The sequence below is a fragment of the Mycoplana rhizolycopersici genome, assembly GCF_013378445.1.
GTDB lineage: Bacteria > Pseudomonadota > Alphaproteobacteria > Rhizobiales > Rhizobiaceae > Mycoplana > Mycoplana rhizolycopersici.
The window spans coordinates 51538-68472 of sequence record NZ_JABXYK010000012.1 but is presented as its reverse complement, the minus strand read 5'-3'; the positions used below and the strand labels follow the sequence as shown (position 1 = coordinate 68472).

The following is a 16935-nucleotide window of genomic DNA, read 5'->3' as shown; positions in this document are numbered from 1 at the left end:
TCATGATCGCGTTCTGGACTGCCGCTCTTTCCCTGACGCTCGCCCTCTACGTCGTTCTCGACGGCTTCGACCTGGGCGTCGGCATCCTTTTCGGCCTGAACCGCAACGAGGCGGACAGGAGGCAGATGCTACGGTCCATCTCCCCTGTATGGGACGGCAACGAAACCTGGCTCGTGCTGACGGGGACGATCCTCTTTGGCGCCTTTCCGCTCGTCTATTCGCTGCTGCTCAGCGCGTTCTACATTCCGATCGTGGTGATGCTTTCGGCGCTGATCTTTCGCGGCGTCGCCTTCGAGTTCCGGGAAAAAAGCATCTCCCGGAAGTGGTTCTGGGATGCGGGCTTCACGCTCGGCTCGCTTGTGGCGACGTTCGTCCAGGGCGCAGCGGTTGGCGCGATGGTCGGCGGCGTGCCGAACGAGGCGGGCCGTTTCACCGGCACGCCATTCGGCTGGCTGACGCCGTTCTCCGTCCTCTGCGGCGTGGGGCTGTGTCTCGGCTACAGCCTGCTCGGCGCAGGCTGGCTGGTGCGCAAGACCGAAGGCGAGGTGCGCGACCGCGCCTATCGCCAGCTGCCCCGCCTGCTGGCAGGCGTGCTCGCCTTTCTCGCCGCAGCCTTCGTCGCCTCCCTGGCAATGAACCTCCCCGTCATGGCGCGCTGGCTCGAGCGTCCCTTCCTGGTGCTCTTCCCGCTTGTCGGCGTCTCCGGATGTTTGCTGGTCTGGGCAGGCTGTAGGCGCCGCGACGACCGCCTCCCCTTCGCCGGCGCCGTCATTCTCTTCCTCTCCGCGTTCGGAACGCTCGCCGCATCCTTCCTGCCGTACATGGTTCCCTTCTCGGTCACGATCGCCGAAGCCGCGGCCCCGATGTCCAGCCTGTCCTTCATGCTGTGGGCGGGCCTGTTCGTGCTGCCGCTCAACGTCGCCTACACCGTGATCGTCTATCTTCTGTTCAAGGGGAAGGTCGAACTCGGGGAAGGCTACAGGTGACGGCACACCGTGGCGTTTTGACAAACCGGCTGCGAGAAGGCTTAATGCGGCCGATTCCCAAGATCGTCTTGCCGCTCAGAACGGGACTTCCCGCACGATGTCCAATGCTTTTGATCCGCGCCCAGCTCAGAAGACCGACAGCTTCGGCTGCTCCCTTCACAAGCTCGACTGCGACCAGCGCATCCAGGGCGCCAGCATCGACTTCTTCCGCAAGCATTCGCGCGCCGGTTCGCCCGGCCACGTCACGATGCCGGAAAGCGGTCGCGGTTTTCTCGTCGGCCTGTCGGCAGCGGGCGGGCACAGGCGGCGCATTTTCAAGGGCCCCGGTTCCTCGGTACACGATTTCGCGGAGAACACCGTCTATGTCCGCGACCTGTCCGATCCCTATGCCGCCTATCTGGAAGGCAGCTTCGACTTCATCCTCCTGGAGATTTCGAAGACGACGCTCAGCCAGCTGGCAGACGGCTCCGGCACCGCGGCCGTGACCCGGCTTTGCGAGACGGCCGGTCAGCACGATCCCGTGCTCGCCGGGCTATCGAAAGCGCTGTTTTCTTCGCTAGCCCCGGACCGCCAGCCGAGCGCCCTCTTCGTGGATCAGATGTCTGTCGCGATCGGCGTCCACCTGATCCGCCAATACGGCGATGGCCGGGAAACAGGATCGGACAGAAGACGAACCCTGTCGCGCAGGGCCGAAATCCGCGCCAAGGAACTTCTGCGCAGCCGCCCGCGGGCGGATATCTCGATGGCCGACATCGCAGCACAGTGCAACATGTCTCCGAGCGCGTTCCTGCGCGCCTTTCGCGAAACGGCGGGCGTGACCCCGCACCAGTGGCTGATGCAGCAGCGCCTCGATCAGGCGCGAACGCTGCTTTTGAACTCGGCTCTGTCGATATCGGAAATCTCGGCGGCGTGCGGTTTTGCCGACCAGGCCCATTTCACCCGGGCCTTCTCCGCCTCCATCGGGACGCCGCCCGCCACCTGGCGCAGGACGATGCGCAGCTGAGGGGATGCGTCATCTCAACGGGCGATGCCCCGCGAGATACCGGTGGATCGCAGCGACGACGACGGCGCCCTCCCCCACCGCCGAAGCGACGCGCTTGACCGACTCCGACCGGACATCGCCGACCGCAAAGATGCCGGCGCGGCTCGTCGCATGCGGGCTCGTCTCCTCCGCCGGGGCAAAGCCGGGTCCGGTCTGCACGAAGCCGCTGCGGTCCAGCGCGACGCAGCCTTTCAGCCACCCCGTGTTCGGCGACGCGCCGATCATGACGAAGAGGTGGGACGCAGGCGTCAGATTTTCCACGCCCGCCTTTCGGTCGATCCAGCTGACGCGTTCAAGTCTGTTTTCGCCTTGAAGCGCGGTCACCTCGCTATGTTCGTGCAGCGTGATGTGATGCGAGTTCCTGATCCGCTGGACGAGATAGTCCGACATGGTGGCGGCGATATCGCCGCGCACCAGCATGTGGACGTGCTGCGCGCTCTGCGCGAGGAACACTGCGGCCTGGCCTGCGGAATTGCCGCCGCCGACCACGAAGACCGGCTGTTGAACGCAAAGATCGGCCTCGAGCGCCGTTGCCGCGTAGTGGATCCCGTGCCCTTCGAAGCGATCGTACTCCGGCAGGTCGAGCTTGCGATAACGGGCGCCGCTGGAAATCACCACCGACCACGCCCTGATCGTTCGCCCGTCGCTGAGCGCAAGTCCGTAAGGTGCTATATCGCAGTCGAGCGCCTCGACGCTCCGCGACACGCAGATCCTGGCGCCGAACTTCTGCGCCTGCATGTGCGCCCGCCCGGCGAGCGCCTGGCCCGAAATGCCAGTGGGAAATCCCAGGTAGTTCTCGATCCGGGAGGAGGTCCCCGCCTGACCGCCCGGCGCCATGGTCTCGATGACGACCGTCTTCAATCCTTCCGAGGCGGCATAGACCGCTGCCGCCAGCCCGGCCGGTCCACCGCCGACGATGGCGACATCGTGAACCGTATCCGCCTGCGGCGGCTCGAACAGGCCCAGCCGATCGGCGAGAACCGCATTGGTGGCGCCCTTGATCGCCTCACGATCCTGCGTGACTGCGACCGGCAGATCCTCTTCAGTAATGTCCAGTGGCCCAAGAACCGCGGTAGCGCGCTCCCGATCCGTGGCATCGAGGACTTCCGCCGGATAGAGATTGCGGATGAGGAACCGTTCCAGGCCCAGCAACTCCGCGCTGTCGCGATGGCCGATCAGCAACACGCCGCCGCTCTGATGCCTGAGCAGACCGGCCCGGCGCAGCACGAAAGCACGCATGATCGTCTCGCCGATATCGCTTTCGCCTGTCAGCATCGCCCGGAAACGGCGGTGGGGGACGCGGATGAAGCGCGTACCCGCACTGCACTCCCCCGACAGAAGCGCCGGTCGATCGGTGAACAGGATCTGTTCGCCGCTGAACTGGCCCGCGCCGTAGTTGAAGAGATGCCGGCGCCCGACGAGCGGATGGTCGGCATAGACCCTCACCTCCCCCTCGATCACCACGAAGAAGTCGACGGCGCGGTCTCCACGCCGGAAGAGAAGCTGCCGCTCCGGGGCCGTCTCCTCGGTGCCGTAGGCGGCGAGGCGCGCGATCATGTCCTCGTTGAGGCGCGGAAAGGTCTGCGCCTTGCGCAGCCAGGGATCGGTCGGGTCGGCCGTCGAGATCATGGCGATTCCTTCAGCTGTCCGTATCGACATAGGCTTCCACCGACATGCCCGGCCGCAACCGGTCGATCGAAGGCTGGCCGGGATCGATGACGATCTTCACCGGAATGCGCTGGGGGATCTTGGTGAAGTTTCCGATGGCGTTGTCGGTCCGCAATACGGAGAACTCCGAGCCGGCGGCAGGCGATATCCTGTCGACACGCCCCTCGAAGCGCGCGCCGGCCAGTGCGTCCACGGTGAACCAGGCCCGCTGGCCCGGCCGCACGTCTGCCGCATCCGCTTCCTTCAGATTGGCGATGACCCAGTGCGCATCCGGAACAAGGAACATCAGCTCGGTGCCGTTGCTGACGTACTGTCCGGTTCTGGCGCCGACGTCGCTGAGCGTGCCGCCTTCCGGCGCCTTCACCTCGGTATAGCCGAGGTCGATCCTGGCAAGCTCCAGCTGGGCCGCGGCGTTCTCGACCTGCGAACGAAGCGCGGCATCGTTGACCTCTGCGGATTTCAGCGCCTGATCGGCGCTGTCGCGGTTTGCAAGAGCCTCACGAACCGCCGCCTTCATCGTATCGAGCGCGGCGGTCGCGGTGTCCACCTGACTTTGGGACATCGAGCCTTGCCGTACAAGCTCGTCGGCACGCTGCTTGTCGGCCGTGGCCTTGACCAGTTGCGCGTCGGCGCTGGCGATCTTGGCCTCTGCGGCGGCAATGTCGAGCCGGCGCTGCGCGATCGTCTGCTTGTTGTTTTCCAGGTTGGCGCGCGCGAGGTCGAGGCTTGCCTGCGCGGCGGCGACCTGCTGGCGATAGGTGCGGTCGTCGATGCGGACGAGAGTCTCGCCACCGGCAACCGCCTGGTAGTCATGAACCGGAATTTCAGCGACGTAGCCGCTGACCTGCGGGCTGACGATCGTCGTCCGGCCGCGAACATAGGCGTTGTCGGTACCGACCACCGCCGTTGCGAAGGGTGGCAGCCGCCACGCCGACAACACCGCCAGCATGCCGCCGCCGGCAAGTGCCGCAGCAAGGAAAATCGTGGCGAGCGTGGCTCCGGGCGGACGCCACTCGGTGGGTTTGGGCGGTGTTTCGACAGGCTTGACCGGTGTTGCGGTATCGGCCCGCGCGGTTTGATCGATACTGTTCATGACGCTTTCGCCTCGGCAGTGAATGGGCGCAACCAGGACCAGGCGAAGAAAAGCAGCATCGCAGCCGTGGTGGCGAGCGCCAGGAGAGCGACGGCGAGGAACACGTCGTCGTAGGCAGCGATGCGAGCATCCATCAGGATCTGCTGGGAGAATTGCGCAACGCCTTCCGCCGAGCGCAGCAGCGGATCCTGCAGCGTGGGCTGGTACCGTGCCGCGAGCGCGCGGGTCGTATCCGGCACCATCGGCGCGATTTTCTCCGCCTGTGCGGCTAGATCGGCCAGATGCCATTGCTGCGCAAAGTAGAGATAGGTCTGAATCAAGGCGGTGCCGATCAGCGAGCCGATAGATTGCGTCATGCCGAAGAGCGCGATGAAGCTGGTCATCCGCTTGCCCCCACCCGCAATCACCTCGTTGAGCCCGAACACGAAGGACGGCCCGATGAACATCGTGGTCGAAAATGCGATCATCGCCTGGGTGAGATAGAGCTGCGGCGCGCGCGTCGACAGGCTGGAGAAGGAATCGAGGAAGGCGGCGACGGCGACCAGCGAAATTGCCAGCATGACAAGACCTGCAAGGCGGTTGGGACCGACGGAGAGCGCGCCGACCACGAGCCCGGCGACCGCAGCCAGAAAGATCACCCACGACAGGGAACTGAAGTCCTCGTTGACCAGGCCGGCATCGCGCAGCATGCCGACGACGGCGATCGACTGCTCGGACAGAACGATGCGAGCCGCAATCGTTACGATCGTCCAGCGGACGATCGTGCCGGCGCTGAGCCATCGCACGTCGATGAGCGGATCGGCGCGGAAGTATTCAATGAGAAAGGCGACCCCAAGACAGGCGATCGACGCAGCAAGCGCCCAGCCGATCCAGCTTTCGTTCGTCCACCACAGATAGCCGCCAAGGCCGATTGCCGAGCCGAGAAGCCCTATGCCGGACGCATAGAAGACGAAGCTGAGCGCGTCCCAGCGGCTGAAGGCCTTGACGCGCTGGTTCGGCGGCAGCCGGACGAGCATGACAGCGGCGAGCGTCAGCAGCGAAAGCCCGAGCTCGAACAGATAGAGGCCGACCCAGTTTCCGAATGCCAGTGCATCGGTCGGCAGCAGGCGCGCCAGCAGCAGCGCCAGCGGCTGCAGCCCGATGCCGAGAGTGACTGCCTTCTGGCGGTGCGATGCGGGTAGTGCCTGGATCATGTAGAGCACGCCCAGCGACGTCAGCGCCGAACCGGAGATGCCGCTCGCCGCGCGCACGGCGATGGCGCTGTCGAGGCCCCGAACTGCAAGATGCGCTGCGATGAGCAGGACCTGAAGGGAGAGGAAGATCATGCAGAACGAGCGGATGCCGAACTGCTGGCGATACTTGACCAGCACGCAGCCCGTCACCGCATTGGTGACCAGATAGACGACGGGAAGCCAGGCGATCTCGCTCAAGTCGAGCCCCAGCGATCCCTCGAGATAGGGGAGGTTGGCAAGGACCACCGCATTCCCAAGCCCGCCTGTCAGCCCGGCGAGAAGCGAGGTGGCGGCATAGACGATCCGCCTTGCAGGAGGGTGCGCCGGTGTCGGCGGCGCCCCGGGAATGACACTGCGGACCGCGGGCGGGAAGTCGAAAGCCTCGTCCTCATAGAAATGCAGGCGCTTGCGCAGCGCCTGCGGCCCCGATGGCGTCCGGCCTGCAACGTCCGCTCGGGCAGGTTCAGCCATCTGCGTCATCGTCGGAAGCCTCGGGCTAATGGGGTTTGGCCTAACGCTGCAACAGCCTCGCGGGGCTCAGCCGTTGGTGCCGCGCGTTGTCTCGAAGAGGAACCACACGCGGCGCTCGCTCTCGTCGATCCAGTTCTCGATCAGGCTCGCGGTGGCGACGTCGCCAAAATCGTCGCAAAGCGTATGCAGCGCCCGCAGGCTCGCGATCAGCGCGCCGTTGTCCTCGCGAAGTTCCGCCAGCATTTCGTGCGGATGGACGAAATCGGCGTCGTTGTCCTGGATGCGCTGGCGCCGGGCGATGTCGCCGATCGACTTCAGCGTACCGCCGCCAAGCTTGCGCACGCGTTCGGCCAGCGGATCGGTCATCGCAAAGAGCTGGTCGCCATGCTCGTCGAGCAGGAGGTGATAGTCCCGGAAATTCGCGCCCGACATATGCCAGTGGAAGTTCTTGGTCTTGAGGTAGAGCGAAAAGACATCGGCGAGCACGCCGGTGGCCGCAGCCGAGATATCTGTGACGGCGTCCGCCGAAAGGCCGCTCGGCGTCCTGAGCGCCGCTGTGCGGCGCGATTTCACTTGCTGATCCATGTCAGTCTCCATTGGTCGTTGCGTTTGCATGACTGGATGAGAACGGCCCCCGGGAAGAAGCGGCCGTTCGCGCGGTCATCGTGTGGCAGGGCCCTCACAAGCGCCGTGCCGGCGCCCGCGCTCATCCTCATGCGCTCCCTTTTGGGGTTCGGCGTTCGGCAACTCGACCGGTTCGGGAAGCGTTTCCAGGCCATCACGCAGGGGAACGTCTTCGTCTCCCGTTTGCATCATCCCCGCCTCCTGAACGGTATCTTGTCGGACGCCCTGATGATGCGATGGATCGGCCACGGCTTCTTGCACGTTCGCGCTTCCGTTTGGACGAATGCCGGCTCGTTCGAAGGAGAAACCGGAATCGACGCCGGCATTGCTGCCCATGCGTCATCAAGGGCATGGCAGCACCAGGGGCCGATGATCCCTTCCATGCAAGAGCGCGCCCAAACGGGCTGGTGTTTGCGCGCGCTTGCCCGTTTTCAGAGCGCCGGCTGGATGGCGGCCTTGCCTCGCTTTGGATCGAGGCCCAGGAAATGCCGGACGACTGGCCGCTCCGGCCCGCGGTGATACTGCAGCAACTGCAACTGGATGTCGGCATCGGTGTTGGAAACCCGGGCATGCTGGCGCATGTGCTCGGCCCAGGATTCGGCGAAGAACCATTCGACGATCAGTTCGGGATTGGCGGCGTCTTCCGTCACCCCCCAGCTATAGGCGCCATCGCGCTGCCGCTCCCGCGACAGGTTGTCGAGGAGGTGCAGGAAGGCGGAGCGGTTGACCTTGTCCACGCGATACTCGATCAGGATCATCACCGGCCCCCTGTCATGAGCGACAGGCGTTGCGATCAGCGGCTCGGGCCAGTGGTTGGAGGGCACCAGATCCGCCTCGCCGAGCGGCAGCTTGACGCGATGCATGACGAGGCCGGCGACGACCAGCGCGATCGCGGAGACGACGAGCGTCTGCGGCACGCCGATCGCTTCTGCGACGAAGCCCCATCCGAGGCTTCCCGCTGCCATCGCGCCGTTGAACACGGTAAGATAGATCGCAAGCGCCCGGCCGCGCACCCAGTTTGGCAGGATCGACTGGGCCACGCCATTGAGCGTCGTCAGCGCTGTGATCCAGGCAGCCCCCAGCACCAGCAGGATGATGACGGCCAGCCATTGCGGTGGCGCCAGCGAGAGCAGCAGCATGACGCCGGCGGTACCGCCGACCGACACCAGCAGCAGCGCATCGGAACTCAGCCGCGTGCGCAGTTTCGGCAGCAGGATTGCGCCCCCGATCGCGCCTGCCCCGACGGCGCCCAGAAGGACGCCGTAGAAGCCGGCCGTTCCGCCCAGAAGATTGCGGGCGACGAGCGGAAGCAGCGCCCAGACCGAGCTGGCGAAGGCAAAGAAGATCGCTGCACGCAGCAGCACGACATGCAGTTCGCGGCTGGCGCGCGCATAGCGTAGCCCGGCCCGGAAGGCGCCCGCGAAATGCTCCGAGAGTTCACCCGGATCCTCCTTCGGACGCTTCCACCACAAAAGCGCGGCGATGACGAAGAGGTAGCTCGCAACGTCCGCGCCATAGGTCATGGCGGCTCCGAACGAGGCGAGGATCAGCCCGCCTGCCGCCGGCCCGATCGATCGGGCGATGTTGATGCCCAGCGAATTCAACGCGATCGCGCTCTTTAGGTCGCGCCGCGGCACCAGTTCCGGAACGATCGCCTGCCAGGCGGGCGCGACAAGTGCGGCACCGACGCCGCCGAGGAACGTCAGCCCGACAAGTGCCTCGACCGTCAGCATGCGGAAATAGGAAAGCCCCATCAGCGTGATGCTGACGCAGGCCAGCAGCACCTGCACGCCGATCAGAAGCTTGCGCCGGTCGACGATGTCGGAGAGGACGCCGGCGGGGATCGCGAGGAGAAATATCGGCAGGGTCCCCGCCGCCTGGATCATCGCGACCGCGGCAGGCGCCGACGAAAGATCGGTGACCAGCCAGGAGCTTGCCACGTCGCGCATGAAACTGCCCGTGTTGCCGAGGACGGTCGCGCCCCAGAGGACGGCGAAGACGGTTTGCCGCAGCGGCGCGAACCCTCCGCCCTGCGTTGGGGATTTAGCCTCGTTCTCGTTCATCGGTCCCTCCGGTCACAGGCAGGTCGGTTGCTGACATCACCGGCGGGCCGGTATCTGACGTGTCGTTCCGGCTTCGCCGACGACGGAATGCGGCGTGCCTTCCGGCGCGCCGCATCGGTTTTCGCAATGGTACGCCCCGTGCAATCAGCCCTTGATGAAGGCGAGCAGGTCGGGGTTGATCACGTCGGCATGGGTGGTCAGCATGCCGTGCGGGAAGCCCGGATAGATCTTGAGCGTGCTGCCCTTGATGAGCTTGTGCTGCAGGACGCTGGCGTCCTTGTAGGGCACGATCTGGTCGTCGTCGCCCTGCAGGATCAGCGTCGGCACGGTGATCGCCTTGAGATCTTCGGTCTGGTCGGTCTCGGAGAAGGCCTTGATGCCGTCATAGTGCGCCTTGGCGCTGCCTTCCATGCCCTGCCGCCACCAGTTCTGGATGATGCCCTGCGAGACCTTCGCGTCGGGCCGGTTGAAGCCGTAGAACGGGCCTGCGGCGACGTCGAGGAAGAACTGGGTGCGATTGGCGGCAAGCGCCTCGCGGAAACCGTCGAACACTTCGATCGGCGTGCCCTCGGGATTGGAAGCCGTCTTCAGCATCAGCGGCGGGACGGCGGCGACGAGCACGGCCTTGGCGACCCGGCCCTGCGGCTGGCCGAACTTGGCGACGTAACGGGCAACTTCACCGCCGCCGGTCGAGTGGCCGATATGAACGGCGTTGCGCAGGTCGAGATGCTCGAAGACCGCCGCAGCATCGGCTGCATAGTGATCCATGTCGTGGCCGTCGCTGACCTGGGCGGAACGACCATGGCCGCGCCGGTCATGGGCGACGACGCGATAGCCCTGGTTGACGAAGAACAACATCTGGGCGTCCCAATCGTCCGCGGATAGCGGCCAGCCATGATGGAACACAATCGGCTGGGCATCCTTCGGCCCCCAGTCCTTGTAGAAGATTTCGACGCCGTCTTTCGTCTTGACGAATTCTTGAGCCATGGGGGCTGCTCCTTTGGGTGCGTTTAGTTGCTTCTTTTCCGCCGCGAAGGCCGGCACGGCCATTGCGAACGAAGCCGTTGCTCCGGCGATCAGGGTTTGCCGCCGGGAAAGCGGAAACGAAAACTCGGTCGTCACGAATTGCTCCATCTCGATTGCATTCCGGCTTGCCGGATCGCGATCACCCTAGACAGAGGCGGACGCCGGTTATTGTCGTTTTCGCCCGTCCTTGAACAATCTGCGCGAGACCTGCCGGGCAACCGGCAGCTCTCTTCAATAAAAGGCGCGGCGGCGCAGTTCGTGCAGCGCAACGAGCACGAACGCGCCCGCCAGCCCGACATGCTCGAAGAAGGCATTCGTTGCCATGTTTCGCTCCATGCCGGGCGGAAGCTCCCAGAAGCGCAGCGCGATAAAGGTCGCCGCCAGCGTGAACAACGAAAGCGCGATCGCGGCCGGGGCGCGAAATCGCCCGACCAGGATCAGCGCGGACATTGCAAGCTCGAAGACGACGACCGCCACGGCAAACAACGGCGCCGGCAGAAGGCCGAAATGCGTCATTTCGGCCAGCGCGCCTTGAAAATCGAGGATCTTCGTCAGCGCCCCCTGGATGTAGGCGGCGCAAAGCGCAAGCAGTGCCAGAAAATGCGCGCCCCGCCACAAGCGGCCACCTTCCCCAGCAGCACCGGCGTCGAGGTTGCTGTTCAGAGAGGTCATCGTCCGCCTCCTCACACGGCCCAGCACGAGCAGCCGAGCGCGCCGAAAAAGCCCTTCAGGTCCGAGATCGGCAGCTTCGACGTCCAGGCGCTGGCATGGTCATGTCCGTGCATGCCGCAATTGCTGGTGCAGCCGCATGTGGTGATCGCAGCGCGACGCAGCGAGTTCTTGCCCGCTCCCTGCGGGTCGCCCCAGGCGGCATAGCCGCCGAAGACGCGCACCGGCGACCAGTCGGGCATCGCGGGCGGCACGGCGTTCTCGTCCAGCGAGGCGAAATCACCGGCCCCATAGACGACCTTGCCGCCGACCACGGTCAGCTCCGATGTCAGGAAGGAGATCTCATCTTCCGCGCAGGCGAAGAAATCCTTGTCCGGAACGATCAGATCGGCGAACTGCCCCTTCTCGATGCGGCCCTTCTTGCCCTCCTCGTTGGAGAACCAGGTGACGTTTTCGGTCCACATGCGCAGCGCCGTCTCGCGGTCGAGGCAGTTGTGGCGCGGATAGATCTGCATGCCGCCGACCGTCTTGCCGGTGATCATCCAGGCAAGCGAGACCCAGGGATTGTAGGAGGCGACGCGCGTGGCATCCGTGCCGGCAGAAACCTTGACGCCCTTGTCCAGCATCTTGGCGATCGGCGGTGTCGCTTCCGCAGCGCCATGACCATAGCGCTCGACGAAATATTCCCCCTGATAGGCCATCCGGTGCTGCACGGCGATACCGCCGCCTAGGGCCGCGATCCGGTCGATCGACTGGTCGGAGATCGTCTCGGCGTGGTCGAAGAACCAGTTCAGCCCTTCGAGCGGAATATCCTGGTTGACCCGTTCGAAGACGTCGAGCGCACGGCTGATCGTCTCGTCATAGGTCGCATGCAGGCGCCACGGCCAGCGGTTCTCGGCCAGGATCCGCACGACGCCCTCAAGCTCGCCTTCCATTTCCGGCGGCATGTCCGGGCGCGGCTGGCGGAAGTCCTCGAAGTCCGCGGCGGAAAACACCAGCATCTCGCCCGCACCATTATGGCGGAAGTAGTCGTCGCCCTGCTTGTATTTCACCGAAGCAGTCCAGTTGAGGAAGTCTTCCTTCTCTTCCTTGGGCTTCTGGGTGAAGAGGTTGTAGGCCAGCCGGACGGTCATCAGGTTCTCGTCGGCAAGCTTCTGGATGACGGCATAGTCGTCGGGATAGTTCTGGAAGCCGCCCCCGGCATCGATGACGCCGGTGACCCCGAGGCGATTGAGTTCGCGCATGAAATGACGCGTGGAATTGACCTGGTAGTCGAAGGGCAGTTTCGGCCCCTTCGCCAGCGTCGAATAGAGGATGCCTGCATTCGGCTTGGCAAGCAGGAGGCCGCTGGGATTGCCGTTCTCATCGCGCAGGATCTCGCCGCCGGGCGGATTCGGCGTGTCCTTCGTGTAGCCGACAGCCCTGAGCGCGGCCCCGTTCAGGAGCGCGCGATCGTAGAGATGCAGCAGGAAGACCGGCGTGTCCGGGGCGATCGCATTGATCTCATCCAGCGTCGGCAACCGCTTCTCGGCGAACTGGTGCTCGGTGAAACCGCCGACGACCCGGACCCATTGCGGAGCCGGCGTGCGTGCAACCTGGTCCTTCAGCATCGCGAGCGCATCCGCGAGCGAACGCACGCCGTCCCAGCGAAGTTCCATGTTGAAGTTGAGTCCGCCGCGCACGACGTGGGTGTGGTTGTCGATCAGCCCGGGCAGCGCCCGCCGCCCCTTCAGGTCGACGACCTTCGTATCCGGGCCAGCCAGCGCCATGATCTCCTGGTCGTGGCCGACGGCAAGGAATTTTCCGTCCCTGATGGCCACAGCACTTGCCGTCGGGTTGGACCGGTCGAGGGTGGTGAACAGACCATGGTGAAAAATGAGGTCGGCTTTCATGGAAGCGTCTCCGGTCGATGCGGGATCGCCGGCGCGCGCCGGCGAAAGAAGGGATGGCAGCGCGAGGCTGGAGGCCGCGCTCAGAAATGTCCGGCGCGTCGGCATTATACCGTACTGCCCTGGCGTCGGTCGGGCGAGCCCTCGACCTGTTGCGGCTTTCCGCCCTTCGGCATGTGGCCGAACACATGCGGCTTGACCTGGTGGAGCCAGGAAACCGCCGCCGGTTCACGGCTCCACAGGCTCCTTGCCAGCGGCAGGATCTGCTCGCCGACGAGGATGCCGAGCAACCCGATCAGCGCGACCACGGGCGGCGCCGGCGACCGGACGTTCAAGAGGCTGTAGACGATGCCCACCAGCACGCCGGCACCGAGCGAAAATAGATAGACCTTCAAGACAGCCTCCATCCTGTTCAAGAGATGCCTTCCGCCAGCCCCGGGACCGTCGGAAGGCAAAGTCAGGTGCGGGATCAGTGCCCTTCGGCAGCGTTGAACATAGTCTTCGCGTAGATGATGCCAAGCCCGTAGGCGCCGCCATACTGCTTGGCGATCCCTGTCGTCATGTCGTAGGTCTCTGTCCGCGCCCAATCGCGCTGAAGCTCCAGCATGTATTGCAGCGAGGTCATCGGCTGCGCGCCGGCCTGAACCATGCGGTCCATGGCGCGGTTGTGGGCCTCCTCGCTCACATCGCCGCAGGCGTCCGCGAGCACGTAGACCTCAAACCCCTGATCGATCGCTGACAGCGCCGGCCCAACGATGCACACGCTGGTCCACAGGCCGCTCAGAACGATGCGCCCCTTGCCGATCCGGTTGATCTCGTCGATCACCCCGGCATCCTCCCAGGTGTTCATCGAGGTGCGGTCGAGAAGCTTCTGCCCCGGGAAGGCATCGGTGATCTCGCTGAACATCGGACCGGAGAAGCTTTTTTCGGCAACCGTGGTCAGGATGGTCGAGACGCCGAAACCCTTCGCGGCATGCGCCACGAGCGCCGCATTGTTGCGCAGGTTGACGGCATCGATATTCTTGGTGGCGAAGGACATCTGCGACTGGAAGTCGATCATGATGAGCGTGTGGTCCCGCGGCGTCAGAAGCCTGGAGCCAGGGGTCGGCGTCGCTTGAACGGCCATGTCTTGTCCTCGATTGTTTTGAGTTGGAACGCGAATTGCGCATGAAACAATGGCAACGCGGCGCAGGCGGCTCTTGCGCAAATCGCTCGCAATTTGGACAAATCGACTGCCGTCTTGGCCAAATCACCTTTCAATGCGTGCATAGCGTTCAAACCCGTACAACGCATGCCAACCTAAGCGTGAATTCGGGTTCGAGAAGGTGTTCGCCCTGCGAACTCGCAACGTGGCAGGCAGATCGCACCCGTGATATCGGCGTCATTCGGGTCTGCTGGCCGGTAGTCTTATTGGAAAGGAACCCATGCAAAGGCGATCTGCCGGCAACAACCAGTACATGGAGTATCTCCGCGTCAGGCAGGCAACGACGCTACAGGCTTCCGTGCTCGACAGGAGCGTGGTCACCACCACGCGACTGACGCGAAATTCGCCCAACCACGGCTTTGTGGACCAGCATGTCGCCGAGGACGCCTTCCTGTTGTCGGTGCAGCTGCGCGACTATCGCGGCGACCTCTGGGTGGACGGGCGCAAGGTGGATTTTCCGTTCGCGCGGAAGGGCAATTTCACGCTCTACGACTACAACCGCCTCTGGCAGGCGGACATGAAGTCTGAATTCGACTGCGTGAATTTCCACCTGCCGCGCGCCGCGCTGACGTCGCTGGAGGAGGATATTGGACCGCGCCGCATCGAGACGCTGAACGTCAGACCGGGTGCGGATGTCGACGATCCGACGGTGCGGGGGCTGGTCGCGGCACTGCTGCCGGCGCTCGATGAGCCGAAGGCCGCCAGCCGCCTGTTTCTCGACCACATGGCGCTTGCCCTCGCGGCACACGTGGCCGTCACCTACGGCGAGGCGAAGGAGCCCGCAACCGTGCACGCCGGTGGACTTGCGCCCTGGCAACTGCAGCGCGCGACGGCGATGATCGAGGCAAATCTTGACGGCGACCTGCCGCTTGCGGCGATCGCAGCCGCGTGCGGCCTGACCCCGCTCTATTTCGTCAAGGCCTTTCGGATCACCGCCGGCATGACACCCAACCGCTGGATGCTGCAAAGGCGCATAGAGCGCTCCAAGGTGCTGATGCGGACGACGACGCTATCGCTGGCCGAAATCGCCACCGCCTGCGGCTTCGCCGGCCAGAGCCACTTCACGCGCAGCTTTTCAAGATCGGTGGGAGCGACGCCGGGGGAATGGCGGCGATTGATCCTGTCGTAGACGACGGTTATCGCCTGCGACCGCTGGGGGTCACAGGATTACTGATCACAAGACGAAGTCGCCCTTGTCCAGCGTTGCGATCTTGACGTCCGTCAAAAGGATCGTGTCGCCGTTATGCCCATCGATCAGGACATCCGCGCCCACCTGCTTCATGTGGTTCTTCGTCAGGTCCGCATAGCTCGTGATGCTGGCGAGGCTTGAGAGGTCCAGCACGTCATGCCTGGAGCCGGTTGCCGTAAAGTCGGTGATGGTGTCCTTGCCGTCGCCGCTCGCAAAAACGAAATGGTCGGAGCCCCCTCCCCCGGTCAGGATGTCGTTGCCGCCGTGGCCCCAGATCGTGTCGTTGCCGCCGCCGCCCTTGATGACGTTGTTGCCGGAATTGCCGTGCAACTGGTTGGCCAGCGAGTTGCCGGTGGCCTTGATGTTGGCCGAGCCGGTCAGCGTCAGGTTTTCGAAGTTGGCGCCAAGCGCAAGGCTGACGCTCGACTTGACGAGATCGGTGCCCTCGCCGGCGCGTTCGACGAGCTTCGTTGCGGCGTCGCTGATGACATAGACGTCGTTGCCCTTGCCGCCCTGCACGCTGCCCGTCACCTTGCCGCCGGTGCCGTCGAAATAGTCGTTGCCGACGCCGAGGATCACTGATCCCTTGATCGTTCCGCTGTTGAACACCGACTGCACACCGCTGCCGCCGAGGAAAGCGGTGCCGGTGCTCTGGACGAGGCCGTAATTGTGGAAGGTCGAGGCCGCTGCGTCGGTGAAATCGACCGCGGCCGTCTTTGCCTTCGTCGCATGGATCGTGCCGTAGTTGCTGACCGTCGCGGCACCGCCATCGATCTCGATGCCGCCCGCAGCCTTGATCGTCTTGTTGTTGGTCACAGTCGCCTTGTCCGCATCGACCGAGATGGCATAGGCGGACGAGGAGATGGAGCCGTTGTTCGTCACCTTCGAGCCGTCGCCGCTCACCACGACGGCATTCTTTGCGGCTTTCAGCGTGCCGTCGTTGTTCGTCACGATGGCCTTGGCGCCGGAGGCGATAATCGCCGACCCCTTCGTCGAGGCCACGAGCCCGTCGCTTGTGATCGTCACCGCCTTGCCGGTCGAGACGATCGCATCGGTGTGCCCCTTGAGCGTGCCGTGATTGGTGAGGACGGCGGAGGACGCCGACGACACGACCGCATGCGCTTTGGTCGAGACGACCTCGCCATTGTTGGTGAGGCTGGCGGAAGAACCCGACAGCATCAGCGCATCGCCAACCGCCTTCATCGAGCCATTGTTGATGACCATCTCACTCTTGCCGAGAGCCTTCAAGACGCTTCCTGCAAACGATGAGACAAGGCCGTTGTTGACGAGCTTGGTCGCAGCGCCCGAAATCGAAAGGGTCGTCTGCGCCGCCTCGATCGTGCCGTGATTGACAAGCTCCAGTCCGCCGCTGCGGATGTCCATGCCATTGGCCTTGCCGGAGACCTTGCCCGTCTTTCCGATGACGAACAGACTTTCACTGTCGTCCACGCCCTTTGCCCCGAACTCCACCGCATAGCCGGAGGCGGAGACAAGTGTGCCGTTGATGTAGAAGGCGCGATCGGTCGCCTTGCCGGTGGCAATCAGCGCCGTCGCGGCCGCATCAACGGTCACCTTCGCGTTGACCACCAATTCCGTGCCGCTGCCGGGCACCGACACGGCGGTCGTGCGATTGGCGGTGATCACAATCTTTTTCGTCATCTGCTCATCATGTGCAGGCGTCTATGGCAGCTTCCATAGACCAGTCTGCCGAAGAAAAGGGAAAACACTCCAACGAGCGCCGGAGATTAGCGGGCGATGGTAAACATATGCTTCGATCCT

Annotated in this window: 15 protein-coding genes; 3 read left to right on the top strand and 12 right to left on the bottom strand. The window is 64.4% G+C overall.

Features of this window, described 5'->3' with window-relative positions:
* Positions 1-2: 2 nt before the first annotated feature.
* Together cydB and HV823_RS18640 are read left to right on the top strand one after the other, a co-directional pair.
* Positions 3-986: a cytochrome d ubiquinol oxidase subunit II gene (cydB, locus tag HV823_RS18645; RefSeq protein ID WP_176951249.1), complete on the top strand. Its 984-nt coding sequence runs from the start codon at positions 3-5 to the stop codon at positions 984-986.
* 97 nt (positions 987-1083) lie between these two features.
* The gene (locus HV823_RS18640) at positions 1084-1989 is read left to right on the top strand and encodes a helix-turn-helix domain-containing protein (protein ID WP_176951248.1); all 906 of its coding nucleotides are present in this window, start codon (positions 1084-1086) and stop codon (positions 1987-1989) included.
* Between the two features lie 9 nt (positions 1990-1998).
* Here the strand turns inward: HV823_RS18640 and HV823_RS18635 are convergent, their stop codons facing one another.
* The 11 genes from HV823_RS18635 to HV823_RS18585 all read right to left on the bottom strand — a co-directional run bounded on the left by HV823_RS18635 (position 1999) and on the right by HV823_RS18585 (position 13889).
* Positions 1999-3657, bottom strand: coding sequence for an FAD-dependent oxidoreductase (locus tag HV823_RS18635; protein ID WP_176951247.1), 1659 nt, complete (start codon positions 3655-3657; stop codon positions 1999-2001).
* A gap of 10 nt (positions 3658-3667) precedes the next feature.
* Positions 3668-4789, bottom strand: a complete 1122-nt coding sequence (locus HV823_RS18630; protein ID WP_176951246.1) for an HlyD family secretion protein — start codon at positions 4787-4789, stop codon at positions 3668-3670.
* Positions 4786-6492 (bottom strand): MFS transporter, encoded by a 1707-nt coding sequence (locus tag HV823_RS18625; RefSeq protein ID WP_176951245.1) that lies wholly within the window; start codon positions 6490-6492, stop codon positions 4786-4788. Before HV823_RS18625 ends, HV823_RS18630 begins: the two co-directional genes overlap by 4 nt.
* 66 nt (positions 6493-6558) lie before the next feature.
* Positions 6559-7077, bottom strand: coding sequence for a Dps family protein (locus HV823_RS18620; RefSeq protein WP_176951244.1), 519 nt, complete (start codon positions 7075-7077; stop codon positions 6559-6561).
* A 75-nt stretch (positions 7078-7152) separates the two neighbouring features.
* On the bottom strand, positions 7153-7452 hold the full coding sequence (locus tag HV823_RS18615; RefSeq protein ID WP_176951243.1) for a hypothetical protein: 300 nt from the start codon (positions 7450-7452) through the stop codon (positions 7153-7155).
* A 95-nt stretch (positions 7453-7547) separates the two neighbouring features.
* On the bottom strand, positions 7548-9179 hold the full coding sequence (locus tag HV823_RS18610; RefSeq protein ID WP_176951242.1) for an MFS transporter: 1632 nt from the start codon (positions 9177-9179) through the stop codon (positions 7548-7550).
* Between the two features lie 144 nt (positions 9180-9323).
* Positions 9324-10313 carry an alpha/beta fold hydrolase gene (locus HV823_RS18605; RefSeq protein WP_176951241.1) on the bottom strand — a complete coding sequence of 330 codons (990 nt, stop codon included), beginning with the start codon at positions 10311-10313 and terminating at the stop codon, positions 9324-9326.
* 123 nt (positions 10314-10436) lie between these two features.
* Positions 10437-10877, bottom strand: coding sequence for a DoxX family protein (locus tag HV823_RS18600; protein WP_176951240.1), 441 nt, complete (start codon positions 10875-10877; stop codon positions 10437-10439).
* A gap of 11 nt (positions 10878-10888) precedes the next feature.
* Positions 10889-12871, bottom strand: a complete 1983-nt coding sequence (locus HV823_RS18595) for an amidohydrolase (protein WP_176951239.1) — start codon at positions 12869-12871, stop codon at positions 10889-10891.
* Positions 12871-13158 (bottom strand): XapX domain-containing protein, encoded by a 288-nt coding sequence (locus tag HV823_RS18590; protein WP_176951238.1) that lies wholly within the window; start codon positions 13156-13158, stop codon positions 12871-12873. The genes HV823_RS18595 and HV823_RS18590 overlap by 1 nt, the downstream gene beginning before the upstream one ends.
* Positions 13159-13232: 74 nt before the next feature.
* Entirely contained in the window at positions 13233-13889 is a 657-nt protein-coding gene (locus tag HV823_RS18585; RefSeq protein ID WP_176951237.1) for a hydrolase, read from the bottom strand.
* Between the two features lie 298 nt (positions 13890-14187).
* Between HV823_RS18585 and HV823_RS27090 the strand changes: the two genes are divergently transcribed.
* Positions 14188-15096, top strand: a complete 909-nt coding sequence (locus HV823_RS27090; protein WP_176951236.1) for a helix-turn-helix domain-containing protein — start codon at positions 14188-14190, stop codon at positions 15094-15096.
* 45 nt (positions 15097-15141) lie between these two features.
* On the opposite strand, the gene HV823_RS27085 is transcribed toward HV823_RS27090, so the two are convergent.
* A complete protein-coding gene (locus HV823_RS27085; RefSeq protein WP_176951235.1) occupies positions 15142-16815 on the bottom strand; it encodes a calcium-binding protein in 1674 nt (557 codons plus the stop codon).
* Positions 16816-16935 lie beyond the last annotated feature (120 nt).